This is a genomic window from Streptomyces sp. NPDC052036 (genome assembly GCF_040680495.1).
Lineage (GTDB): Bacteria > Actinomycetota > Actinomycetes > Streptomycetales > Streptomycetaceae > Streptomyces.
Genome location: NZ_JBFAWW010000034.1, coordinates 48620 through 71561, shown reverse-complemented (window position 1 = coordinate 71561; position 22942 = coordinate 48620). Strand labels below are relative to the sequence as shown.

Below are 22942 nucleotides of genomic sequence, written 5' to 3'. Positions count from 1 at the left end.
CCCCCGGCCTTCACTGACCCGACTGCCATGAAAGGCAGATGATCACGATGGACGCCATGCTCGCCGGACGCTTCGACCTGGACACAAGGAGGTTCGCCGTGGAAGAGGTCCCCGTCCCCGTACCGGGCCCGGGCGAGGTCCTCATCGAGGTCAAGGCCGCCGGGGTCTGCCTGTCGGACGTCCACCTGATCGACGGCTCCCTCGTCCCGCTGTTCGCCACCTCCAAGATCGGCGACCCGATCCGCCTCATCCTCGTCCCCTGACGCCTGTCAGCAGGACGGCAAGCCACCCTGGGCAGGGGTGAGTGGGCGCCGGTGCTTGAGGGAGCACCGGCGCCCACGGCTGTGTGGACGGTCGGCGAAGAGGGGACGACGGGCGTGGGTGCGCGCGACGAACGTCAGGCCGGGTGACTCCTCACCGGCATGGTCGGCGCACGAGGGCGTCGCCGACGCGCACCCCGACGAGTACGGTGCAGCGGAGGACCTTGCTGAGCCCGGCCGGGAACTGGTGGGTGATCGAGTGACAGCGCGGCCGGCTTGTTCGCGCGAGCAGCGAGGACGAAGGGCCCTGGTCCGAGGTGGAACGGGCGCTCACCCTCGATGAGGTAGCCGCGGGCGAGAAGCCCGTTGGTCAGCTCCTGAACGGAGCTCTTCGCCGCGTCCAGGGCGGCTGCCAGCTCAGCCAGCGTCACTCCCCGCGGGCTCAAAGCCGCGGCTTCGAGGATCCCGATCACTCGGTCGACCGTGCGATGCGGGCGGCACTCGGCGAATGGCTGCGCTCACGCAGCATCAAGGTGCCGCGATCTCTGCTGCGATCCTGACGACGCCATGACCTACGACGGGCCTCACTGGTGGACGGGCAGGTGGCGCGGCCAGCCGATCACATAACGTTCTGCCGGTAGGCGGGCGGATCCTCATCCAGGTGTGCCGGGCGCAGGTGAGCATCTCCTCGAAGGCGAGGAGAGGTTCAGAGCCATCCGCGGCGCGCCGCCTGTGCGCCCGCCTGGAATCGGCTCGTCGCTCCGAGGCGGGAGGTCAGGTCGGTGATCCGGCGGCGCAGGGTGCGTTCGCTGAGGTTGAGTTGGCGGGCTATGGTCTCGTCCTTCAGCCCGGCGTGGAGCAGGTGGAGCAGAGCACGGTCGGCCTCGCTGAGGTCGGGCTGCTCTTCCGTCTCCCGGGCCTCGCTGCCGAACACGGGGGTGGCCTGCTGCCAGCTGGCCTCGAAGAGCTCGACGAGGGCGTCGCACAGCGGTGACGGGTGGACCAGGGCGGCGGTACTGCGCAGGCCGTCGGCGCCGGCGGTGAGCGGAACGATGGCGTCGCGGCGGTCGAAGACCAGCAGCTTCAGCGGCACATGGGGCAGCACCCGGGCCTGTTCCCCGAGGAGCACGAGGTGCTGGAGCAGTTCCGCGCGCTCGGGGATGGCCAGCACCTGGCTCGAGTAGATCGCCCGTGCCCGCACCCCACGGGCCAGCAGGTCCTCCTCGGCCTGCAACGCATTCGCGTCAGCCGTGAGATACGGCGGGGTGTCGAAGCACAGGACCTCGTGCTCGGCGCCCGCCATCAGCTCGGTGAGCCAGTCGGTGATCGCGGTCGGCCCCTCGATGATCTCGACCAGTCGGCTCGGATCGGAGCTCAGCTTGCGCTCGTTGAACTCGGCACCGTAGGCGTCCAGCGCGGCCTCCGCGCGCTCCAGCTCCAGACGGCGCGTGCGGATCAGGGCGGCCAGGCCGATGCGCGGATCCAGCGGGGCGTAGCGGGTGGGCCGCACTGCCGAGGGCACCGCGAGGCCCGCTGCGACCAGTTCGTCCAGCATGCGGCGCGCCTGTGCCGTGCTGCAGGACTGATGTCTGGCCAGTTCGGTGGCGGTGAGTGGCGGCGAGGCCAGTAGGTGGCGGTAGGTGCGCTCGGTCGGATCGTCGAGACCCAGGGGTTCCAGCACCAGCTCGCCTCCCTCCTGTGTTTCCCGGCCATAGGCGGCGTATGGCCGCTACCGGCCGCTGACCGGTGTCGGCCAGCCATTGCGCACCCGATGAGACGGGTGCGCTGGCACAGTACCGGCATCCCCTACAGGGCGGTTCACCAGTGCTTCCCGCAACGCAACCGCCCTTGTCCCAACGAGAGGCGCGTGGTCACTTGAGAATGAGTAGCAAGGGCATACGCTCCGGCATGGTCGCCACCGTGCTGGGGCTGGCCGCCGGCCTGCTGGTCACACCGCCGGCTCAGGCAGGCCCTCCGCAGGGCGCGAAGAACGTCCGGCTGACCGCCGGCGCGATCGAGCAGCTGAGCAAGCGTTACCAGCCACGGATCGACGGCACGCCCGGGCAGGTCGCCGCCCAGGAGGGTCCCGCCGCTGCCGCGCCGGCGTTGCCGGACACTGCGCCGAAGGCGACGGCAGGCTCGCAGGAGCGATCGGACACTGCGTCCACCGCTCCGGGCTTCAAGCGAACCGGCCAGTGGGAGACCGCGCGAGGCTTCGCCGAGGGCGTGGCGCTCGGCGGCACCAAGGACTGGGTGGGCGTCTTCAGCGGCGGCACCGTCGCCCGGTACGACGCCCAGGGCAAGCAGGTGTGGACCCGCGGAACCACCTCCTTGTACAAGGACTGGCAGGTGACTCCCGGCAACTGGTTCCAGCCCTACCCGTATCTGCCGAACCTCTATGTCGGCTACAACCCGTACCAGATGTCGGCCACCGGCAAGCAGCCGTATGTGACGGGCGACTTCAACGGCGACGGTGTCCAGGACGTCGCCGTCGCCTATGCGGTGGGCGACTGGCCGTTCCGGCCGTTCTCCTCGCCCGGTTCGAAGGTGGACTACGGCACCTTCGTCACCGTCCTGGACGGCCGTACCGGAAAGACGGCGTGGAGCAAGCTGGTTCCCGGCTACGTCGGCACCATGCTGTTCCAGGACGGCAAGCTGATCGTCGCCAACACGGTCGGCCCGGACTGGGGCGGCGATCCGGTGGCCGAACAGGGCGACAGCCGCAGCAATCTGACTGCCTACAGCTTCGGCCACGCCGGTGACGGCAAGCTCACCGGGATCGCCGACTGGACCTACTCGACGCACGCGCCGTGGGCCTACTGGGGCGATCTGGCGTCGATGGGAAGCGGCCGGATCGCCGCGTCGTGGTCCGACACCCCGATGGACCTGGGAAGCCCGCGCCCGGCGGACGGCAACGTGCTGGTGCTCAAGACCTCCGACGGCACCGTCGCGGCGCACACCAAGACCCCCGGCTACCCGCGCATGCTGGTCAAGGACCCGGGCGCGGACCGCGTTCTGGTGGTCGAGCAGAACGACCCCTTCGACAAGGTGCGCTGGGACCTGACGGCGATCGACGCGCACAGCGGCGAGCGTGCGGTGCTCGCCTCACGTGAGGGCACCGTGCCGGAGGCCTTCCACGTCCTGCCGAACGCGAAGGACGGCCGACCCCGGTTCGCTGTCGCGGAGCTCGGCATCGACGCCGACATGTCCGACGGTCAGAGCACCATCTCCGGCTGGGACGCTCAGGGCCACACCCTCTGGTCGTACACCACGGCCTCCACGATCGGCGGGCCGAACGCCCCGACCATGGAGCTGTCCTCCGACGCCAAGGGCAGCGAGGTGTTCGCCTCGCTGTCCGACCCGAAGACCGCCACCGCCGCCACCCCCGCAGGTCCCGAGCACACCCAGCTCATCGGACTGAACGCCGCGAGCGGTCACCTCGACTGGCGGCAGGACGGCGCCGTCTCCGGCGACACGCTCACCCCGTACCAGGGCGGACTCCTCACCGTCGGCTACGACGACACCGCCTACACGGTCAACCCCCGCAGCGGTACGTCGCACGCCATGCCCCTGGCCGGCGACCCCTACGCGGCCGTCGCCACGGACGTGAACCGGGACGGGACCAGGGACCTGGTCGTCGCCGGCCAGAGCCGCGGTGTCTTCGCCCTCGACGGCAGGACCCTGAAGAAGGCGGCGCCGACCGTCCTGTGGCGGGCCACCGTCGACAGCTCGGTGCACGCTCTGCGCCTCCTGCCGGACCCCGGCAAGGACGCGGCCGGCGACTCCGTGGTGGCCGCGACCGACCACGGCTTCGCCGTACTGGACAGGCACAGCGGCGAGGTACGCGCGAACGTGCACACCGGCGGCTATGTCGCCTCGCTCACGGTCGTGGGCGACGGCCGCGGCGGCTCCGAGATCGTCGTCCCGGGCAGCAGCCTGACCGCGTACACCGCGCAGGGCAAGAAGCTGTGGACGTACCAGCCGAAGGACACGGCGGGCAAGAGCCTGGTCTTCTCCAGCGTCACCACGGACGGCGCCGGACACCTCTTCTTCGAGTACGGCGGCACGCACCACGGCATCGGCCTGCCCACGCAGGCCACCGATCCGGCGCCGACGGCGGTCAGCCTGGACGCCGCCACCGGCATCCCGAACTGGACCGAGACCCCGGCCGATTCCGGTGCCGTTGCGATCGTGCCGACCAACCCCGCCCTGGCCGACCCGAACATCCCGGGCGCCGACGGGCATGGTGTCGCCTTCGCGTACACCGGCGATCTCACGACCTACCAGCACCTGGTCCAGGTCCTCGACGCGCGCACCGGCGCGGTGATCAAGAACTACGACAGCCCCGGAGCGTCGCAGGGCTTCGTCGCGTCCAAGAAGACCGGCCTGGTCGAGATGCGCGAGTTCAACGACTACGTGTACCCGGCGGACGGCGGCGAGCCCTACGACGTGCCCACCTTCCTCGGCTTCCACTCCGGAGTGTTCGCCAGGTCCGTCGGCGGAACCGAGGCGTTCGTCGGCGCCTACCAGAACCTGTGGTCCTACGACACACCCTTCGCGGACAACGACGGGTTCCTCCGCGAGAGCGCGACGGACTTCGCCCTGGGGGCGAGCCAGGTGGAAACAGCGGCGCTGGGCGACGGCCCGGGCGACGACATGATCGGTCTCGCGCTCGACTGGCGGGCCCTGAACATCTCGGCGCAGTCGATCGGTAACGCCGTCAACGACATCGACTACTTCCCGCACGGCCTGACCACGTACAAGCTTTCCGAGGACGAGCCCACCCGGATCCCGACCCCTCCGAACGGCGACACGTCGACCGCGGCCCCGCAGGCCGCCGCCCCCAAGGCCGGTCAGGTCCAGGGCGACCGGATGCGCAGCGCGAGCCCGCTCAAGGACCTCGCCATGCCGATCGGCACCGCGTCGGTCCCGATCGAGATCCAGAAGAAGACTCCGGCGGCCACGAAGCTGAGCGTGGGCCAGGACAACGCCAAGGAGGCCGCCCCCGGCTACACCCCGCAGCAGATCCAGGCACGGCTGGGCCTCAAGGGCGACGGAACGGGCCAGACGATCGCGATCGTCGACGCCTACCACTACCCGACGGCGAAGGAGGACCTGAACCACTTCTCCGCGCACTTCAACCTGCCGCCCACCTGCGACACGGTGGGTTCGGGCAAGGACTGCTTCGACTTCCAGCAGGTCTACGCGGACGGCACCCAGCCCGAGGCGGACACCGGCTGGAACGAGGAGGCGGCGCTGGACATCGAGTGGGCGCACTCGGTGGCCCCGCACGCCAAGGTCGTCCTGGTCGAGGCGAAGGACCCGGGCATGGCCGCGCTGTCCCGGGCCGACGACGCGGCCGCGGCACTGCACCCGGCTGCGGTCAGCAACAGCTGGGGCGCCGGCGAGTTCTCCGAGGAGGCTTTCTACGACAGCCACTGCAAGCTGGCCGACGCGGTCTGCGTCCAGTCCACCGGAGACTTCGGCTACCCCGGCAGCTATTCCGCCACCAACCCCTACGCCCTGGCCATCGGCGGCACCAGCCTCCGACTGGACGCCGACGGCAACACCGTTGACGAGACGGCGTGGAGTTCCACCGGCGGCGGGCTGAGCTACTTCGAGCCGCGCCCGGCCTACCAGGACGGCGTGCAGTCCTCGCCGCTGCGGGCCACGCCGGACGTCAGCTTCGTGGCCGATCCCGCCACCGGCGTGCCGGTCTACCTGACCATGACCTACGGTGGCGCCACCCATTCGGTGTGGTTCAAGGTGGGCGGCACCAGCCTGTCCGCCCCGGTCTGGGGTGCGATCATCGCCTCGGCCGACCAGCTCCGGGCCGCCGCCGGCAAGCCGCACCTGGCCGCGGCCGGCCCGGACGGCGACACTGCGCACACCGACGTCTACGCGCTCGGCAGCACCTCCCTGCGGGACATCACCTCCGGCTCCAACGGCCCCTGCGGCGCGGAGTGCACGGCCGGCCCCGGATACGACACCGTCACCGGCCTCGGCTCGCCCATCACGGGCGTCGACGCGGCCCTGGCGGCTATGAAGTAGCCATCCAGGGGAGCAATGCTTCGCCCCGCCGCTGTGCGGCGGGGCGAAATGCTTGTATGGGCCAGGCAGCCCGGAATTCGAACCGCGGGTGGAGCGCCGGGACCGCGTCCCCGCGCAGGAGCACCTTGGTGGAGTCCTGTACGCCACTGACCCCCGGGCTGTCTCCGGGCTCGAGGATGACGACGGTCGCGTCCACCCCTGCCCCGACCAGGGCCGTGCCCATCTCGTACCGGCGGAGCCTGGCTCCGACTACGGACAGTGCCGCCGCCTCCGTGGTCAAGGACGGGAGCATCTGCATCATCTGCTCACCCTGTCCAGGGAGACGGATCAGGGCTGATTGAGCGTGACTCGATACGCGCCCTGGTGGATCGCCCCGGTAGAGGCCTCTCGACATTTCCATGCGTTGTAGTAATACTCAGACATGCTTCCATACGATGTATGGAAGGGTGGGCGTCCTCGCACATGCCGAACGAGAACAAGGGTCAGATGATGTCGAGCTCGGAACCGGGAGCATTCGTAGAGGCGCCTGACGGCACACTCGTCCACTTCATCGACTTGGACTTGCATGCCGAGGCTCTGGCCGAGGCGATCCCCGGCGCCACCGTGCGCATCATTCCCGGTGAGGGGCATTACGCCATCGCCCAGGTCCCGGAAAGGGTCACCCCGCTCCTTGCTGAGGCGCTCGGGATTCCGGACGAACTGGTCCCGAAGCGGTAGGCGCACCACCAGGGTCACCGGCTTGATGTGTCCCGCCTTGGCACTGGGACGCTTCGACTCAGGCGCAACCCGGCTTTCCGGCAGATCGCCGCCCGACCATTGGAGGATCAGCCCCCGTGACCGACTCAGTGGACCATCTGGTCGACGTTCACGCCCACTTCGTGACTCCCGCCTACGTGCAGGCGGCTGAAGCAGCCGGGATCCTGCGACCCGACGGCATGCGGAATTTTCCGACCTGGTCGGTGTCCGGCCATCTCGACCTCATGGACTCCGCCGGTATCCGCAGCAGCGTGCTGTCCATCTCCTCCCCGGGCACCCACTTCGGCAACGACCGGGCCGCGCGCGGGTTGACCCGCGCGGTCAACGAGTTCGCGGCCGACGTGGTGCGTACTCACCCGGACCGCTTCGGACACTTCGCCTCCCTTCCTCTGCCCGACGTGGACGGCTCCCTGGCCGAACTCGCCCACGCCCTGGACCGTCTCGGCAGTCATGGCGTCGCCATCGAGACGAATGCCGGCGGAATCTACCTGGGTGATCCGCGCTTCGAGCCGCTCTGGAGGGAACTCGACTGCCGGGAGGCCGTGGTCTTCGTCCACCCGACCTCTCCGCCCTCTCATGAGGCTGTGTCGCTGGGCCGGCCTCGCCCGATGCTGGAGTTCCTCTTCGACTCCACTCGCGCGGTCGCCGACCTGGTCTTCGCCGGAGTTCTCCGGCGGTATCCCCGTATCCAATGGATCATCACCCACTGTGGTGGCACCCTGCCGTTGCTCGCCGACCGCATGGAGCTCTTCCGCACCGCCTTCGGTAGCGGCACCGGCGACGGGCCAACGGTCCAGCAGCAATTGCGGCGCCTCTGGTTCGACATGGCCGGAACCCCGTTTCCGCACCAGGTCCCGGCGCTCGTCCGGGCTTTCGGCAGCGATCGGCTGCTGTACGGGAGTGACTACTGCTGGACCCCGGCCGCAGGGGCCTTCGCGCAGATCGCGTCTGTGGACGCCGCCGAGCAACCGGACGACGCCACCTGGCGGCGGCTCACCCATAAGAATGCCGCCAAGCTGCTACCGGGGCTTTGCGGCGCGTAGCTGGGGCTGTGCCCGCTGTGCTGTCAGCCGAGGTCCGGCAGCGGGTGCCGGGTGACCTCATGGGCGTCGTCCGGGGGGACGCCGAGCATGCGCAGGACCATTTCGGCGAGGTCGGAGGCGGCCTCGTCCCCGTCGAGGTCGGGCCGGTCCAGCCGCAGCGCCACCAGGGACATCAGGGTGCCGCCCAGGGCGGACAGGGCGGTGGTCGCGTTGCTGCAGGTGAAGCGGCCCGAGGCGATGCCGATCTCCAGGTCGCGCAGGGCTCGCGGGGCGAGTCCGCGGTCGGAGTGGATGTAGGCCAGACCGCGGTCGCGCAGGATCCGCATGAGTTCCGGGTGGGAGTCGGTCATCCGGGCGGTGAGCCGGAAGCCCGCGGCGACGAGTTCGGCCGGGTCCTCGATGCCTTGTACGCGCTCGTCGATCACCTGCCCGAACTCGTCCAGGGCGTCCGTCACTGCGGCGTCGAACAGCTCCGTCTTGGACTCGAAGTGGTTGTAGAAGGAGCCGAAACCCACGTCCGCGCGCTCGGCGATGGCCTGGATGCTGGCGCTGGTGTCCCCGGTCTCCGCGAGGATCTGCCGGGCCGCGCGGACGAGTGCCTGGCGGGTCTCGGCGCGGCGCCGCTCGAAGCGGTTCTTGGGCAGGGCTGACGTCGGCATACGGGCGAGTGTAACAACCGTAGCGATGAGTCTTCCATTACTGATGAAATCCTCAACTCTTTGGCCTCGTCCTATTGACGATGAGGAACGCCAAAGTTGATGATTTCCTCATTACGGCAGTGTTGCTTGGAGGACACCATGTCCCACACCCCTGTTAACGGGGCCGCTCCCCAGACGCCCCACCAAGACCTTCACAGCGAGCTGGGCGCCTTGCGCGGCGAGCACCCCGGACGTGCCCACAATCCCGTGATCAAGGTGGCCGACCTGGCCTGGCTGGAGTTCGAGAAACCGGACCTGGACCGGGCCGAGGTCTTCGCGCGCGACTTCGGGTTTGCGATCGCCGCCCGCACCGAGCGGGAGCTGTGGCTGCGCGGCACGTTCGGGGGTTCACCGTGCATGGTCATCCGCCGCGGGCGTGCGTCCCGCTTCATCGGGCCGGCGTTCCGCGCGGCCGAGCGGGCCGATCTCGACCGGCTTGCCCGCGCCACCGGCAGCACCGTCCAGGACATCGACGTACCCGGTGGCGGGCAGTCAGTCACGATGCTCGATCCCTCGGGCCTCCCGGTCCGGGTCGTGTACTGCGCCCAACAGCTGTCCGCGCTGCCTGAGCAGCCACCGCTGGTCCTCAACACCGGCACCGAATTTCGCCGTACGAACGCCACCCAGCGTCCGCCCCGCGAGCCGTCCCGTATCCAGCGCCTTGGCCATGTGGTGCTGGAGACACGGGTGTTCGCCCGCACCCTGGACTGGTATCTGGACACCCTCGGGCTGATCGTGTCCGACTTCCTGTTCCTGGACGGGCAGCGCGAGCGCGGGCCGACGATGGCGTTCATCCGGTGCGACCAGGGGAGCGTGGCGGTCGACCACCACACGCTGGCCCTGCACCTGGGGCCCGGTACCGGCTATGTCCACTCGGCCTACCAGGTCACCGACCTGGACGCGATCGCCGCCGGCGGGGAGTACCTGGCCGAGCGTGGCTACAAGCGCAGCTGGGGCATCGGGCGGCACATCCAGGGCAGCCAGCTCTTCGACTACTGGCGCGACCCCGACCACTTCATGCTGGAGCACTTCGCCGACGGCGACCTGTTCTCCTGCGACCTCGAACCCGGATGGGCGCCGATGTCGGCGAGCGGCCTGGCCCAGTGGGGCCCGCCGGTCACCCGCGACTTCCTGGGCGCCAACCCCTCTCCCGCCAAGCTCCGCGAGGTCATGACGGCCCTGCGCGGCGACAACGAACTCGACCCTGCACGCCTGCTGGGCCTGATGAAAGCGATGTCCGCATGAGCACCAACGTTTTGCGCACCGCCGACGGCTGGTGGGTCGTCCGGGACGACCGCGCCGTCCGCATCGAGACCAAGGCTGCCACCACCGCTGAGCTGCTCGCCGACCGGGACGCGGTCCGCGAGGCCGCCGCCTCCGCGGAAAGCGGCACGCCCGTCGCCGACCTGGTGGCCCTGCCTCCGGTCACCACCCCCTGCCGGGTGGTCGCCCAGATGGTCAACTACCGCAGCCACGCCCGCGATTCGGGCTTCACCGGTGACATCCCGCCCACCTTCTTCCGCAAGGCCTCCGGTTCGGTCAGCGGACCGCACGACGCGGTCGTGCGCCCCGCACATGTGAAGTTCCTCGACTACGAAGTCGAACTCGGTCTCGTCCTGGGTGCCCCCCTGCCCGTGGGCACCGTCGTCGAGGAGCAGGACCTGCCGCGCTACGTCGCCGGCCTCGTCCTGACCAACGACGTCAGCGCCCGCGACGTCCAGCTGACCAAGACCCAGTTCTACGAGAGCAAGTCCTATCCGACCTTCACGCCGACGGGGCCGTACCTGGCCCTGCTGGAGCCCGGGGAGTTCGCGCATCTGCTCGACCTGCGGCTGCGCCTGTCGGTCAACGGCGTCCCGCGCCAGGACCGCACGCTCGCCGACATGATCGTACGGCCCGCGCAGGCGCTCACCCTGCTCGCCCGCTTCCAGACCCTCGATGCGGGCGACCTGCTGCTGACCGGCACGCCCGGCGGCACGGCCCTGAAGGCCCCGCCCAAGCCGGTCGCGAAGATCAGTGCGCTGCTGCCGCCCGCGCTGAAGTGGAAAGCGTTCTTCAAGGGCCAGGCCAAGAACCCCCTCTACCTGCGCAACGGTGACCTCATCACCGCCACGATCGCCACCCCGGACGGGCGGATCGACCTCGGCGAGCAGCGCACCGCCGTGACGGACGCCCCATGAGGTCCGCATCCCGGAGACCGGTGGTGATCATCGGTGCGGGACCCGTGGGCGTCACGGCCGCCCTCCTGCTCGCCCGGCACGGAGTGCGCAGCCTGCTCCTGGAACGCCACCAGGACGTCTACTCCCTGCCGCGCGCCGTCGTCGTGGACGACGAGGTCCGCCGGATCCTGCAGAGCGTCGGCATCCACGAGGAGTTCGCCGCCCTCGCCCGCCCGGCGCGCGGGCTGCGACTGCTGAACGCCCAGCACCGCGTGATCACCGAGTTCCCGCGCTCCCTGCAAGGACACCACGGCTTCCCGCAGACCAGCATGTTCGACCAACCCGAGCTGGAACGCCTGCTGCGCGCCGCCCTGGCCCGCCGCCCGGAGTCCGAGCTCTGGGGCGGGGTGGAGGTCGTGTCCGTCACGCAGTCCGGCACAGGGGACACCGACGGATCGGACGGTTCGGCGGGCCCGGTCCGGGTCACCTTCCGCCGCGGCGGCAGCGACGAGGAGGAGCACCTGTGGGCCGATGCCGTCCTCGGCTGCGACGGCGCGGGCAGCCTCACCCGCGACGCCATCGGCGCCGTATGGGAGGACCTGCACTTCGAAGAGAGCTGGCGGGTCATCGACGTGCGCACCACTCTTCCGGTGCGCACCTGGGAAGGCGCCGAGCAGATCTGCTGTCCCACTCAGCCGGCCACGTTCATGCGTGTCAGCGAGGACCGCTACCGCTGGGAGTTCCGGCTGGCCGACGGCGAGTCCCTGGACGGCCCGGGAGGGCGGGAGCGCCTTCGTGAGCTGGTCGCCCCCTGGGTGGGCCCGTCGTCCGATGCCTCGCCGGATGATGAGTTCGAGGTGATCCGGCAGGCGCAGTACACCTTCCGCGCCCGCCTCGCCGACCGGTGGCGCCGAGGACGCGTCTTCCTGCTCGGCGACGCCGCCCACCTCACCCCGCCCTTCATCGGGCAAGGCCTGTGCGCAGGCCTGCGCGACGCCCACAACCTCACCTGGAAACTCGCCCGTGTCCTCCAACAGGGCGCGCACGACGCGCTGCTGGACACCTACGAGCACGAGCGCAAGCCGCACGCCCGCCACGTGATCCGCGTCGCGGTCGCCGTCGGCTGGGCCATGACCGGCGGACAGGACCGCGGCGCCGCGCTCCGCCGGGCCGTCGTGGGCGCGGCCTGTCGCATCCCGGGCGTGACCGCGGCGGTGAGCGGAGACCTCAGCCCCGCCCTGACCGCCGGCCCGCTCATACGGCGCCGCCCCCGGCTGACCGGCCGTGTACTGGCCGGCACCTTCTGCCCGCAGCCTTGGATTGAGCGCAACGGCAGACGAATGCGCCTCGATGACGTCCTCGGAACCTCCTTCGCCGTCCTGACCACCGCGCCGCCCACCCCCCAGGTGACGGCCGTGGCCACGGCACTGGGCGCACCCACCTTCCATGCCGGCGGCCTCGGCGACGGCGGCACCCTGGCCGCCTGGCTGGCACGCGGCCGGGCAGACGCCGTCTTGCTGCGCCCCGACCGCGTCGTGATGGACACCGTCCCCGCCGGCACCAGCGACTTCACGGGCACCGCCACCTGGGCCTCCCTGCTGCACGCGGGCCGCGGTACCGCCGATGCCCGGCTCGTTTCCCCGCCGAGGAGCACCACACCATGACCGCCCCGCATCCCACGCCGCATCCGGCACCCTTCTTCACCCCCGACCCGCACGCAGCTGCCGGCAGCCGGATCGCGGACTTCGCACGCTGGGCCGCCCGGCACCAGGGCGCCGAAGACATCCCCGGCCCCACCGACTACCAGGCCCTGTACCGCTGGTCCGTCACCGACCTGGAAGGGTTCTGGGCCGCGGTGTGGGAGTACTTCGCCATCGATGCAACCACTCCGTACGAACAGGTGCTGGCCGAGGAGACCATGCCCGGCGCCCGCTGGTTTTCCGGCGCCACCCTCAACTACGCCCACCACGCGCTGCGCAACCTGCATCCGGACGCTCCCGCGATCATCGCGCTGGACGAGACCGGAGCCGGCAACGAGATCACGGGCCGGCAACTGCGCGCCCAGGTGGCCTCGGTCGCTGCCACTCTGCGTGACCTGGGCGTCGGACAGGGCGACCGGGTGGCGGGCTACCTGCCCAACACCCCCCACGCCGTCATCGCCTTCCTCGCCACCGCCAGCCTGGGCGCGGTGTGGTCGGTGTGCGGCCAGGACTACGCGCCCAAGGCCGCCGCCGACCGCTTCGCCCAGCTCGAACCGGCGGTGCTCATCACCGCGGACGGCTACCTCTTCAACGGCACCACCCATGACCGCCGCGCCGCTTCGGTTGAACTGGCTGCTGCCCTGCCCTCCTTGAAGGGCACGGTTCTCGTGGACCACGTGGGCCTCGCATGGCCCGAGGACGGCCACTTCGCGCTGACGGTTCCCTGGCAGGACGCGGCCACCCGCGTCGAGTACCTCACCATCACCCCGGTCCCGTTCGACCACCCTTTGTGGGTCGTCTTCTCCTCCGGCACCACCGGCCTGCCCAAGGGCATCGTCCACGGGCACGGCGGAATCCTGCTCGAACACCTCAAAATCCTCGCCCTGCACTGTGATCTGGGCGTCGGGGACCGCCTGTTGTGGTACACCACCACCCACTGGATGATGTGGAACCTGGTCGTCTCCACTCTCCTGACCGGGGCCGCCACCTGCACCTACGACGGCAGCCCCGCACCGCAGGCGCGCCCGGACATCCTGTGGGAGCTGGCGGCCCGCCACAAGGTCACCGTCTTCGGCACCAGCCCCCAGTACCTGCTGGCCATGGCCAAAGGCGGCATCGAACCTGCCGTGCACGACCTGTCGGCCGTCCGCGTGATCGGCTGCACCGGCTCCGCTCTGCCCGCCTCCGCCTACCCCTGGGTCCGCGACCACGTGGGCGCGGGCGTTCAGCTCGCCTCCACCAGCGGCGGCACGGACGTCGTCTCCGGCTTCGCCGGCAGCGCACCCACGACCCCCGTCTGGGCCGGGGAGCTGTCCGCCCCCAACCTGGGCGTGGCACTGGCCGCCTACGACGAGCACGGCACCCCGGTCCGCGACGAGGTCGGCGAACTGGTCGTCACCCGGCCCATGCCCTCGATGCCGCTGCACTTCTGGAACGACCCCGACGGCAGCCGGTACCGCGACGCCTACTTCGCCGCCCACCCGGGAGTGTGGCGGCACGGCGACTGGATCACGCACACCTCCCACGGCTCGGTGATCGTCCACGGCCGCTCCGACGCCACCCTCAACCGCAACGGTGTCCGCCTGGGCAGCGCCGACATCCACGACATCGTCGAACGCCTCCCCGAGATCACCGAGGCCCTCGTCATCGGAGCGGAGGAACCCGACGGCGGCTACTGGATGCCCCTGTTCGTCGTCCCCGCGCCCGGCGTGAGCCTCGATGATGCCCTGCGCGACCGGATCCGCGACGCGATCCGCACCGGCGCCTCACCCCGCCACGTCCCCGACGAGATCCTCGCCGTCCCCGCCATCCCGCACACGAAGACCGGCAAAAAACTCGAAGTCCCCGTCAAACGACTCCTCCAGGGAGCCCCCGCCGAGCAGGTCCTCAACCCCGCAGCACTCGACAACCCCGACCTGGTCTCCTACTACGCCCGCCTGGGCGCGGAGCGGAGCAAGCAGTCAACACCCCGCACATGACCTCGGCCGTGGGCCCACAGGCCCAGATGACAGCACCGGGAGCCCGTCCTCGGCTCCGCAAACCCTGTCCGGCCGAGTGGTGCCGGGGCGGAGAACCCGCCCCGGCATCACACCATCCGCACACCCACGTAAGAGAGAAACCGTGAGCATGACCGACCGTGAACCGCAGACCCTCGATGTCCTCGATGACGCCGAGCGAAAGCTGCTGTTCACCGAAGCCCGCACCGCCAACACCTTCGCGGCAACGGCCGTCACCGACGACGAACTCGCCATGATCTGGGCCCTCGCCCGCTGGTCGCCGAGCGCCGCAAACAGCCAGCCTCTGCGTGTGCTCTTCGTGCGCACCCGCGAGGGCAAGGAGCGACTGGTCCAGCATCTCGACGAGGGCAACAAGGCCAAGACGCTCAGTGCGCCGGCCGTGGCGGTCCTGGCGTACGACGTCGACTTCCACGAGCAGATGCCGACAGTCTTCCCGGCCCGCGGCGACATGCTGCGAGCGGCGTTCGCCGGTCAGACTGAGACGCGCGAGACCCTCGCCGCCTACAACTCGGCACTGCAGACCGGGGTCTTCCTGCTCGCGGTGCGCGCCGCCGGTCTCGCGGCCGGTCCCATGGCAGGCTTCGACAAGGCCGCAGTGGACAAGGAGTTCTTCGTCGGCACCAGCTGGCGTTCGCATCTGGTGGTGAACATCGGTCACCCCGGTGTCGACCCGTGGTTCCCGCGGCTGCCCCGCGTGCCCCTCGAGGACGCCGTCGCCTGGGCCTGACGGTACCGCCGCCTGGTTGCGCGGGACCCGAAGTCCGAGCTTCCGCGAACGGGCGGCGTAGTCCCTGTTGGATCGACGTGTTGAAGCGGATCGAGCAGGGGTGGATGCGTGCCGGGTTGGCGTACGTACTGGGTGCCTAAGGATCGCCGGGTAGCGGGGGATCGAGTGCCCGTTCTGGTCGGGCGGGCGGACCTGGCCGAGCGTGCGGACCGAGCTGGGATTCATCCTGGGGATCCGATCCTTCTTTTCAACCGGCGGTCCAACCCGAGACCCAAATCGAGCGGTGAGGAGTGGCCCCTGCCAATGAGGCGGGTGCAACTTCTCATGCTGCGCCGGCCGGATGCCCTTTGCGGCGGTGGCATTCGCTGCCCTTACTCTCACGACTGCGTCCCGCCCGGCCAGGAAGGTTCCGGGCTCGACGTCGTTCTCCCAGCCCCAGCGCGTATGGCACACGTCCTGGGACACTCGATGGCGCGGTGGCGGCGGTGCAACTGGCTGATGACGGTGCCGTCGGCGATGTTGAATGCGGCGAACAGGCTGGTGACGCCATGACGCAGGTAGTCATCGGCAGCACGGGCTGCGACCGGTCCAGGGCCCGCACCCGGGAATTTTCGTCGCCGCAGCGCATCGACCAGCACGGATGCAATATCCGGCATGTACACCGGTGCCGAGCTGGGACCACCCGGCAGTCAAGGTCCGCACGGGTGGGACACTACTTGTCCTCAACTGAAGACATCATTTGATGACAACACTCGACGACAGGAACGGCCCGCCCCGTGCATCCGATATCCGGCCCCGCCCCCTCCCTTTGGCAGCAGCGGGCGCTGGTCCCCGTACTGGTATCCCTCGGCATGCTCGTCGCGATCATCAGCAGCCTCGGCGCCCCGCTGATCCCGACCATCGCCGCCGTGGACCACGTCTCGGTTGCCGACGCGCAGTGGTCCCTCACCGTCACGATGCTGGTCGGGGCCGTCGCTACTCCGGCCATGGGGCGTCTGGGAGACGGACCCCACCGCAGGAAGGTGATCCTGACCGGTCTTGCCGTGGTGCTCCTCGGGAGCCTGCTGGCAGCTCTGCCGCTGGGGTTCGCCTGCCTCATCGTGGGACGGGCACTCCAGGGCGTGGGCATGGGCCTCGTTCCGCTGGCGATCGCCACCGCGCGAGACTCCGTGCCGCCCGCGCGGGCCCGGTCGGCGCTGTCGACGCTCTCGCTCACGACGGCGGCCGGCGTCGGTATCGGCTACCCGGTCACCGGACTGCTCGCCGAGAGCCTCGGGATGTACGCGGGGTTCTGGTTCGCCGTGATCGCCACCACTTTGGCCCTCATCGCCGCGGCCGTCGTGCTCCCCACGCCTCCGGTGCGTCCGGCACACCCGATGGACGTAGTGGGGGCACTGCTCCTCACGCTCGGCATGAGCGGGCTCTTGTTCGCCCTCACCCAGGGTGAACGCTGGGGCTGGGGATCGCCCCGACTGCTGGTGCTTGGCGTCGTATCGGTGTTGTTGCTGATCGGCTGGGCACTGCACGAACTGCGTACCGCTCATCCCCTGGTGGACCTGCGTCTCATCCGTGACCGCACGGTCTTCGCCGCGCACCTCACCACCATGATGGGCGGCATCGGCATGTATCTGCTGATCTCCCTCGTGACCCGGTACGTGCAGACGCCACCGAGCGCCGGGTACGGCCTCGGGGCCTCCGTGGTCGTCACCGGCTTGATCTTGGTGCCGTTCTCGGTGACCAGTCTGGTGGCCGGCCGCATGGTACGGATTCTGATCCGTACCCAGCCGCCGGTCCGCCTGCTGCCCGTGAGCTGTCTGCTCTCCCTCGCGGCCCTGCTGACCTTCGTGCTCGCCCACGGCGGCCTGTGGGAGGTGTTCGTGACGATGGCCCTGGCCGGACTCGGTGTAGGCGTCAACTTCGCGGTCACGCCGGGGCTCGTCGTCGGCGGTGTCCCCGCGCACGAAACAGGGAGCGCCATGAGTTTCAATCAGGTCGTGAAGTACATCGGTTACTCGGTCGGCAGCGCCCTCAGCGCCGTGATCCTCCAGGCCGCCACCACGCCCGGGCAGGATCTTCCCCCCGAGAGCGGTTACCGTACAGCCGGGCTGACGGGCTGCGCGGTTTGGGCCGCCACCGCCTTGGTGGCGTACGTCCTGATCCGGTCGGGCGCGCGTGTTGCCTCGGCGAGGATCCGGGTTGGGCATCCCGCACTCGCCGCCGACGGCGGCTCGGTCCCGGACGGCGAGGGTCTCGTCCCGGGCACCGGGGCGGAGCGGTGAGCGGCGAGGCGCCAGGGCGCCGCCGCGACGCGGCCCGTAGCCGCGAACTCCTGCTCACGGCGGCGAGCGACCTGTTCGCCGAGCGGGGTTTCGACCGCACCACCATCCGCGACATCGGTGAGCGCGCCGGAGTGGACCCGGCACTGATCGCACGCTACTTCGGCAGCAAGACCTTGCTGTACGTCGCCGCGTTGCACGCCGAACAGGGCGACGTGGCCCTGGCCGATCTCTTCGACGAGCAGCGGCTGCGCGAGGTCTTCGACAGGGCCGACCGGCGCGGCTCCGTCCCGCTGCTCCAGGTCGCGGTGCAGCCACTGAGCGACCCCGCGGCGCAGGACGCTGCACGCGCGGCGCTGCACGCGCGACTCGTCGAGCCGCTCCACGGGCGCTTCGCCCGTGAAGGGGTGGACCGGCCGCGGCTGCGCGCCGAGTTGGTGGCGGCGGCCGTGGCCGGGATCCTGCTGGGCCGGCACTCCGGAGCCTTCGACGAACTGGCACAGGCCAATCCCGGCGACCTGATCGAGCTGCTCCGGGGCACCCTCCTGAGCGAGGACTGACCGCTTGCCGCAGAGCGGGTCAGGGCACGGTAAGGATGATCTTGCCGTGAGCCCTGGTGGCTGCGCATACCTTCGGCGGCTTCGCGGGCCTGGTCGGATGCTTAGGGGCCATAGATAATCAACACGCTGATTTGATCTTCGCGGTGAGTGCGGCTCCGTGCGTTTCGGCGTAAACGAGGAGGCCTGCGAGGGTGCTCAGGTGTGCTGCAGGGGTCAGTAGGGGCAGTCCTCGGCCCGGCTGATTCAGCGGAATTGATCAATCTACGTCCTGACAGCAGAAAAGGGGCTGGTCGGACATGCTGGGGCGGTACTGCTGCGCCGGTGCGCGGACAGGGCGGGGCTGACCGGCGCCCTCGCCGCCGTGCTGCCGGTGGGGTGTCGGGCGAGACTGGCGCGACCGGGCGACGGTGGTGGTCCAGTTGGCGGTGGCCATCGTGCTCGGCGCGGCGAACCTGAGCGAGGCTGAACAACTGGGTCTGCATCACCGGGACTTGTTCGGCCCGTCCGCTTCGGACTCCACTACTTGTCGGACGCTGGCCGGTCTTGACGACACTGTGCTGGCGCTGGTCGCGCAGGCCCGGAGGAAGGTGCGCCGGCATGTGTGGTCGCTGCTGCACCTGCGGCCCGGCGGCTTCCCCTGGCTGAGCGTCGCGGGGCGGCGCCTGAAGGGCTGGATCGTGGTGGACATGAACGCCACCATCATCACCGCAGCGTCGAAGAAGGAACGGGCGGCGGCCACCTTCAACGGCAGCTTCGGCTTCCATCCGCTGGGCGCCTGGTGCGCGAACACCTCCGAGTGCCTGGGCATGGAGCTGCGGGAAGGGAAGCCGGGCGCCAACGCCGTCGCCGACCGCCTGCGGGTCCCTGCCGCGGCACTGCGGCAGATACCGCACTCCAGCCAGGCCAAGCTCCTCGTGCGCGTCGACGGGGCCGGGGCCGCCCACGGCCTGCTGGAGCGTCTGACCGCCTTGAACACCAAGCGGCGCACGGTGCGTTTCTCCGTCGGCTGGAAGATTACCGACGAGGATGAGGAGGCGATCGCGAAGCTGCCCGAGAAGGCGTGGGAGACCTCGCTCGCGCAGGATGGCACCCTCCAAGAGGGCTGCATGTCCTTCCTGGGGCTGTGGCAGCCTCTCAGGACCGCCTGAGATCAGCTGAACGAACCGCCGGATGCGGGCCCGCATGTCCGATGGTGCGGGGGCGGGCCGGGAGAACCGGTCCGCCTACCCGATCTCGGCCTGTTGTTCGGCGGGGCGTAGCCCGGCGGTCCACTTCTCCTCGATGCGGCCGAGCTTCCACACGGCCAGGGCAGCAGCCCATGTGGCGAAGAAGAGGCCGACGATGACGAAACCGATGACGTTCAGGTCCAGGCCGCCGATCCAGTCCCAGAATGCGCCGTGCAGGCCGGTCTTGTCGGCGAGCAGGCCCAGCAGTTCGGCGGTGCCGATGACCAGCGCGACGGCGACGGACAGGCCGGTGATGGTGAGGTTGTAGTAGACCTTGCGTACCGGCTTGGAAAAGGCCCAGCCGTAGGCGAAGTTCATGAAGGAACCGTCGATGGTGTCCAGCAGGCTCATGCCGGCCGCGAAGAGGACCGGCAGGCAGAGGATGGCATACCAGGGCAGGCCGGAGGCCGCTCCTGAGCTGGCCAGCACCAGCAGCGCGACCTCGGTGGCGGTGTCGAAGCCGAGACCGAACAGCAGGCCGAGCGGATACATCTGCCAGGGCTTGGTGATCGACTTCATCACGCGTCCCAGCAGGCGGTTGACGAGGCCGCGGTTGTTGAGCTGCTGCTCCAGCGCGGCCTCGTCGAAGTGGCCGGAGCGCATCTGCCGGAACACCTGCCAGATGCCGGCGAGAATGACGATGTTGATGATGGCGATGATGTAGAGGAACGTGCCGGAGACGGTCGTGCCGATCAGTTCGGTGACGTGGTGCAGCCTGGAGTTGTCATCGCGGACTGGTCCCGCGAGGGATTTGACGCCCAGGGAGAGCAGGAGGGCCAGCCCGAACACGATGCTGGAGTGCCCCAGGGAGAACCAGAAGCCGACCGACAGGGGGCGTTGGCCCTCGCCCATGAGTTTCCGGGTGGTGTTGTCGATCGCGGCGATGTGGTCGGCGTCGAACGCGTGCCGCATGCCCAGGGTGTAGGCGCTCACCCCGATGCCGATCCCGAAGCCCTTGGTTCCCAGGCTGTAGTGCTCCGGCGTCACGATCGTCACCAGCGTGAACCACCCGATGACATGGAGGGTGATGATGAAGGTGGCCATCCCGGCGGCGCGGCCCCACTCGGCGCGGCTCATTGAGCCGGATATGCGGCGCCAGCGGGAAGGGGGGCTGTCGGGGGCCGTGCGCGCGGCTGTCATGCGTGGTCTTCCTTCACTTCTATCGCCAGGTCAGTTATGACGTGTGCCGTCGCGGTGTCCAGTGGAGGGAAGCCCGCGACAGGGTCATGGGCGTCTCGCCCGGTGGGCGGGAGGGGTCGTTGAGTCCGCTCCCGCCCACTGTCCTGCCCCGGGCGGGTTCAGGGGGCACTGGTGCTGGGACCAGCGGCCGCCTCGCCGGCAGGTACCAGGGCGGCGTGCGCAGCTGAGCCCACAGGTGCAAGGGCGCCTTTCTCAGCGGTGATCGTGGCCCCGGTCGTGCTCGTGCCGGTTCCCGCCGTGGTCGTACCGGTTGCAGTCGTCCCGGTAGTTCGTGTCGTGCTTCCAGCCGCAGTCCTTGTCATCCCAGCGGTAGAAGTGACCATGGCGGTCGGACCGGTGCGAACGGGTGTAGCAGTCGTCGTGCTGCCGGTCGCGGTAGGAGTCATCCCGGCAGCAGGCCTCCTTGTGGTGGTGCCGGTGGGTGACACCGTGCTCCCGGCGGTAGTCGTCGGCCTTGATGCTGACGGCTGAGTGCTGGACAGGCGCGGACACAGGAACCGCGGCGGAGGCGGTGCCGCCGGCACCGAGGACGGCTCCACCCGCGACCGCGGCGGAGGCGGCAGCGAGAGAAATGCGCTTCGTGAGCTTCCTCATGATTTTCCCTTCAGGTGGGCGCAAGCGGCAATCCCAGCGATTGCTCGTGCAAGTGATGCGATGCGCCATCTGTTTGTCGGAGCCGCATTCGGCGCGGTTCGCCCCTCGTGAGGGCTGGCCGGCGGCTGTTGGTCGTAACGGAGGCCGCCCGATGCGGCAGCGCTCCGCTGCTTTCCATACGGCGTATGGAACTTCTTCAGTTGACCATACGGTGTATGGAAATGTCGAACCGGGGGTCTTGCGGTGCAGAGGCGCCTCTCCCGGAAAGGGGCGGGGCCCGCTGTCGATGTGCTGCCGGCTGACACCGCGAAGGCCGGGCGGGCCGCCGGCGCGCTCGTCTCCTTGTTCTCCGGGGCGCATTGCGTCAGTGGCCCCCTGCGGCGCGTCAGGCGCCGGACGTGCGCTGCCAGGGTTGTGCAGTAGAAGGTCGCCTCGTTCCCGACGGTGACCGCAGGGCGCGCCGACCCGGGGCGGGGGCGGCCCCCGGCGAATGTTCGCCCTCATCCGGCCGGCGCGCCGATGCGGGGCGTGCCGGCGTCGGCCGGCGCGGGCTTGGGCTACCGGATCGGGCGTTGGTGCCGACATGAAACGGCCTCCGAGGCTCTGCCAGGAGGACCAGCCGGGCGGCGGGGTCATTCCGGCGGGAGTCTGTGCGGCGCGCCGCCCTGCGGATGGCGGCCTGGCGGCCTGCCCGTGACGCCTTGAGGGCCTCCTGCCGTCCTCGCGCGCTTCTCGCCCAGCGCTCATCGCGCCCGCCGGGGGAGGTGGTGTGACGCAGGTCTCTGTGAGACAAGTTGACTCATAGGCGTCCTGTGAGCCAATCTGTCTCACAGAGGGGGTCGCGCAAAGGTGAAATCCCGCGGCTGCCCTCATACGTCATCTATGCCGCCGCATTTCGCGCGCAAAGTCTCTACTGGAGGAAACGATGACCTCTACGATCACCAAGAAGGCGGGCAAGGGCCGCACGGACGGTGTGGTCTCCGAGCTGGCTGCCTACTTCAGCGTCAAGCCGGGGCGCGAGGAGGAGTTGCGGGCGGCCTGCCAGCGGTTCGTCGAGGAGCTGCGCCGTCAGGACCCGGCGCAGACCATCAAGACCGGTCTGCGTGACACCCGGCACGTGGTCTTCGACGGCGGCAGGCAGCTGCTGTGGGCCACCACGTTCGAGACCGAGTGGGACCCTTACGTCGACGACGCGATCCTGACCGTGGGCTTCGAGCACTTCGCGGACTGGATGCAGCACACCGCCGAGTGGGACGAGCTCTTCGCGTGGGTGGAGGAGGCCGGCGGCATGGAGGCGCTCTCCAAGAGCGGCAACAACCCCGACTTCGAGGAGAACGTCCGCAAGTCCACTGCCGGTCTGAAGAAGATCCTGCAGGACGCGCAGTCCCAGGCCGCCTCCTACTTCAACCCCCTCGGCCCCCTCACGATGCCGCAGGTCGTCAAGGCGCAGCAGGTCAACGACGCCTTCCAGGAAGTCCTGGACAACCCCGCCGCCGAGGAAGCGCTCTCGCACCCGGCCCTCAAGCCGCTCCTCGCCCAGGCCGCTGCCTGACCCCCACGCCCCTGGGAGGGGGCGACACCATCCCCGCCCCCTCCCAAGACCCAGGTCGCTAGCCGCAGGCGACTTTGTGAATGTACTCACGTTCACAAAGTCGCCTGACGGATTCCCCTTGG

Annotated in this window: 17 protein-coding genes and 2 pseudogenes; 13 read left to right on the top strand and 6 right to left on the bottom strand. The window is 69.7% G+C overall.

Going from position 1 to position 22942, the window contains the following annotated elements; genetic code table 11:
* Positions 1 to 47: 47 nt before the first annotated feature.
* Positions 48 to 215: pseudogene (locus AB0L95_RS32910) on the top strand (alcohol dehydrogenase catalytic domain-containing protein); the annotation flags it as partial.
* 182 nt (positions 216 to 397) lie between these two features.
* Here AB0L95_RS32910 and AB0L95_RS32905 read toward each other — a convergent pair.
* Both AB0L95_RS32905 and AB0L95_RS32900 read right to left on the bottom strand, forming a co-directional pair.
* On the bottom strand, positions 398 to 733 hold the full coding sequence (locus tag AB0L95_RS32905) for a helix-turn-helix domain-containing protein (RefSeq protein ID WP_365168059.1): 336 nt from the start codon (positions 731 to 733) through the stop codon (positions 398 to 400).
* Between the two features lie 233 nt (positions 734 to 966).
* Entirely contained in the window at positions 967 to 1941 is a 975-nt protein-coding gene (locus AB0L95_RS32900) for a helix-turn-helix domain-containing protein (RefSeq protein WP_365168056.1), read from the bottom strand.
* Positions 1942 to 2141: 200 nt separating this feature from the next.
* On the opposite strand from AB0L95_RS32900, the gene AB0L95_RS32895 reads away from it, so the two are divergent.
* The 3 genes from AB0L95_RS32895 to AB0L95_RS32885 all read left to right on the top strand — a co-directional run bounded on the left by AB0L95_RS32895 (position 2142) and on the right by AB0L95_RS32885 (position 8110).
* A complete protein-coding gene (locus tag AB0L95_RS32895; RefSeq protein ID WP_365168053.1) occupies positions 2142 to 6311 on the top strand; it encodes a PQQ-binding-like beta-propeller repeat protein in 4170 nt (1389 codons plus the stop codon).
* Between the two features lie 462 nt (positions 6312 to 6773).
* Positions 6774 to 7028, top strand: coding sequence for a hypothetical protein (locus AB0L95_RS32890; RefSeq protein WP_365168050.1), 255 nt, complete (start codon positions 6774 to 6776; stop codon positions 7026 to 7028).
* 116 nt (positions 7029 to 7144) lie between these two features.
* Positions 7145 to 8110 (top strand): amidohydrolase family protein, encoded by a 966-nt coding sequence (locus tag AB0L95_RS32885; protein ID WP_365168048.1) that lies wholly within the window; start codon positions 7145 to 7147, stop codon positions 8108 to 8110.
* Positions 8111 to 8133: 23 nt separating this feature from the next.
* Here AB0L95_RS32885 and AB0L95_RS32880 read toward each other — a convergent pair whose 3' ends face one another.
* The gene (locus tag AB0L95_RS32880; RefSeq protein WP_365168045.1) at positions 8134 to 8769 is read right to left on the bottom strand and encodes a TetR/AcrR family transcriptional regulator; all 636 of its coding nucleotides are present in this window, start codon (positions 8767 to 8769) and stop codon (positions 8134 to 8136) included.
* A 138-nt stretch (positions 8770 to 8907) separates the two neighbouring features.
* Between AB0L95_RS32880 and AB0L95_RS32875 the strand changes: the two genes are divergently transcribed.
* From AB0L95_RS32875 to AB0L95_RS32855, 5 genes are all read left to right on the top strand, one after another.
* Positions 8908 to 10053: a VOC family protein gene (locus tag AB0L95_RS32875; protein ID WP_365168042.1), complete on the top strand. Its 1146-nt coding sequence runs from the start codon at positions 8908 to 8910 to the stop codon at positions 10051 to 10053.
* A complete protein-coding gene (locus tag AB0L95_RS32870) occupies positions 10050 to 10988 on the top strand; it encodes a fumarylacetoacetate hydrolase family protein (RefSeq protein ID WP_365168039.1) in 939 nt (312 codons plus the stop codon). Before AB0L95_RS32875 ends, AB0L95_RS32870 begins: the two co-directional genes overlap by 4 nt.
* Positions 10985 to 12631 (top strand): bifunctional 3-(3-hydroxy-phenyl)propionate/3-hydroxycinnamic acid hydroxylase, encoded by a 1647-nt coding sequence (locus AB0L95_RS32865; RefSeq protein ID WP_365168036.1) that lies wholly within the window; start codon positions 10985 to 10987, stop codon positions 12629 to 12631. The genes AB0L95_RS32870 and AB0L95_RS32865 overlap by 4 nt, the downstream gene beginning before the upstream one ends.
* The gene (locus AB0L95_RS32860; protein ID WP_365168034.1) at positions 12628 to 14646 is read left to right on the top strand and encodes an acetoacetate--CoA ligase; all 2019 of its coding nucleotides are present in this window, start codon (positions 12628 to 12630) and stop codon (positions 14644 to 14646) included. Before AB0L95_RS32865 ends, AB0L95_RS32860 begins: the two co-directional genes overlap by 4 nt.
* 148 nt (positions 14647 to 14794) lie before the next feature.
* On the top strand, positions 14795 to 15412 hold the full coding sequence (locus tag AB0L95_RS32855) for a malonic semialdehyde reductase (protein WP_365168031.1): 618 nt from the start codon (positions 14795 to 14797) through the stop codon (positions 15410 to 15412).
* A 473-nt stretch (positions 15413 to 15885) separates the two neighbouring features.
* On the opposite strand, the pseudogene AB0L95_RS32850 reads toward AB0L95_RS32855, so the two are convergent.
* Positions 15886 to 16028 (bottom strand): annotated as a pseudogene (locus AB0L95_RS32850) (IS630 family transposase); the annotation flags it as partial.
* Between the two features lie 160 nt (positions 16029 to 16188).
* On the opposite strand from AB0L95_RS32850, the gene AB0L95_RS32845 reads away from it, so the two are divergent.
* The 3 genes from AB0L95_RS32845 to AB0L95_RS32835 all read left to right on the top strand — a co-directional run bounded on the left by AB0L95_RS32845 (position 16189) and on the right by AB0L95_RS32835 (position 19396).
* Positions 16189 to 17691, top strand: coding sequence for an MFS transporter (locus AB0L95_RS32845; protein WP_365168029.1), 1503 nt, complete (start codon positions 16189 to 16191; stop codon positions 17689 to 17691).
* Entirely contained in the window at positions 17688 to 18248 is a 561-nt protein-coding gene (locus AB0L95_RS32840; protein ID WP_365168026.1) for a TetR family transcriptional regulator, read from the top strand. Before AB0L95_RS32845 ends, AB0L95_RS32840 begins: the two co-directional genes overlap by 4 nt.
* Positions 18249 to 18655: 407 nt before the next feature.
* Positions 18656 to 19396 (top strand): transposase, encoded by a 741-nt coding sequence (locus AB0L95_RS32835; protein ID WP_365168024.1) that lies wholly within the window; start codon positions 18656 to 18658, stop codon positions 19394 to 19396.
* 75 nt (positions 19397 to 19471) lie between these two features.
* On the opposite strand, the gene AB0L95_RS32830 is transcribed toward AB0L95_RS32835, so the two are convergent.
* Both AB0L95_RS32830 and AB0L95_RS32825 read right to left on the bottom strand, forming a co-directional pair.
* On the bottom strand, positions 19472 to 20551 hold the full coding sequence (locus AB0L95_RS32830) for a HoxN/HupN/NixA family nickel/cobalt transporter (RefSeq protein WP_365168091.1): 1080 nt from the start codon (positions 20549 to 20551) through the stop codon (positions 19472 to 19474).
* 315 nt (positions 20552 to 20866) lie between these two features.
* On the bottom strand, positions 20867 to 21268 hold the full coding sequence (locus AB0L95_RS32825) for a hypothetical protein (RefSeq protein WP_365168022.1): 402 nt from the start codon (positions 21266 to 21268) through the stop codon (positions 20867 to 20869).
* Positions 21269 to 22193: 925 nt separating this feature from the next.
* Here AB0L95_RS32825 and AB0L95_RS32820 point away from each other — a divergent pair.
* The gene (locus AB0L95_RS32820; RefSeq protein ID WP_365168019.1) at positions 22194 to 22820 is read left to right on the top strand and encodes a hypothetical protein; all 627 of its coding nucleotides are present in this window, start codon (positions 22194 to 22196) and stop codon (positions 22818 to 22820) included.
* Positions 22821 to 22942 lie beyond the last annotated feature (122 nt).

Bases quoted from the DNA above. Each gene is read 5' to 3' on its own strand.
- AB0L95_RS32855 (WP_365168031.1), top strand. From the start codon at position 14,795: ATGACCGACCGTGAACCGCAGACCCTCGATGTCCTCGATGACGCCGAG.
- AB0L95_RS32825 (WP_365168022.1), bottom strand. From the start codon at position 21,268: ATGAGGAAGCTCACGAAGCGCATTTCTCTCGCTGCCGCCTCCGCCGCG.
- AB0L95_RS32890 (WP_365168050.1), top strand. From the start codon at position 6,774: ATGCCGAACGAGAACAAGGGTCAGATGATGTCGAGCTCGGAACCGGGA.
- AB0L95_RS32895 (WP_365168053.1), top strand. From the start codon at position 2,142: ATGAGTAGCAAGGGCATACGCTCCGGCATGGTCGCCACCGTGCTGGGG.
- AB0L95_RS32860 (WP_365168034.1), top strand. From the start codon at position 12,628: ATGACCGCCCCGCATCCCACGCCGCATCCGGCACCCTTCTTCACCCCC.
- AB0L95_RS32875 (WP_365168042.1), top strand. From the start codon at position 8,908: ATGTCCCACACCCCTGTTAACGGGGCCGCTCCCCAGACGCCCCACCAA.
- AB0L95_RS32830 (WP_365168091.1), bottom strand. From the start codon at position 20,551: ATGAGCCGCGCCGAGTGGGGCCGCGCCGCCGGGATGGCCACCTTCATC.
- AB0L95_RS32820 (WP_365168019.1), top strand. From the start codon at position 22,194: ATGACCTCTACGATCACCAAGAAGGCGGGCAAGGGCCGCACGGACGGT.
- AB0L95_RS32865 (WP_365168036.1), top strand. From the start codon at position 10,985: ATGAGGTCCGCATCCCGGAGACCGGTGGTGATCATCGGTGCGGGACCC.
- AB0L95_RS32870 (WP_365168039.1), top strand. From the start codon at position 10,050: ATGAGCACCAACGTTTTGCGCACCGCCGACGGCTGGTGGGTCGTCCGG.
- AB0L95_RS32880 (WP_365168045.1), bottom strand. From the start codon at position 8,769: ATGCCGACGTCAGCCCTGCCCAAGAACCGCTTCGAGCGGCGCCGCGCC.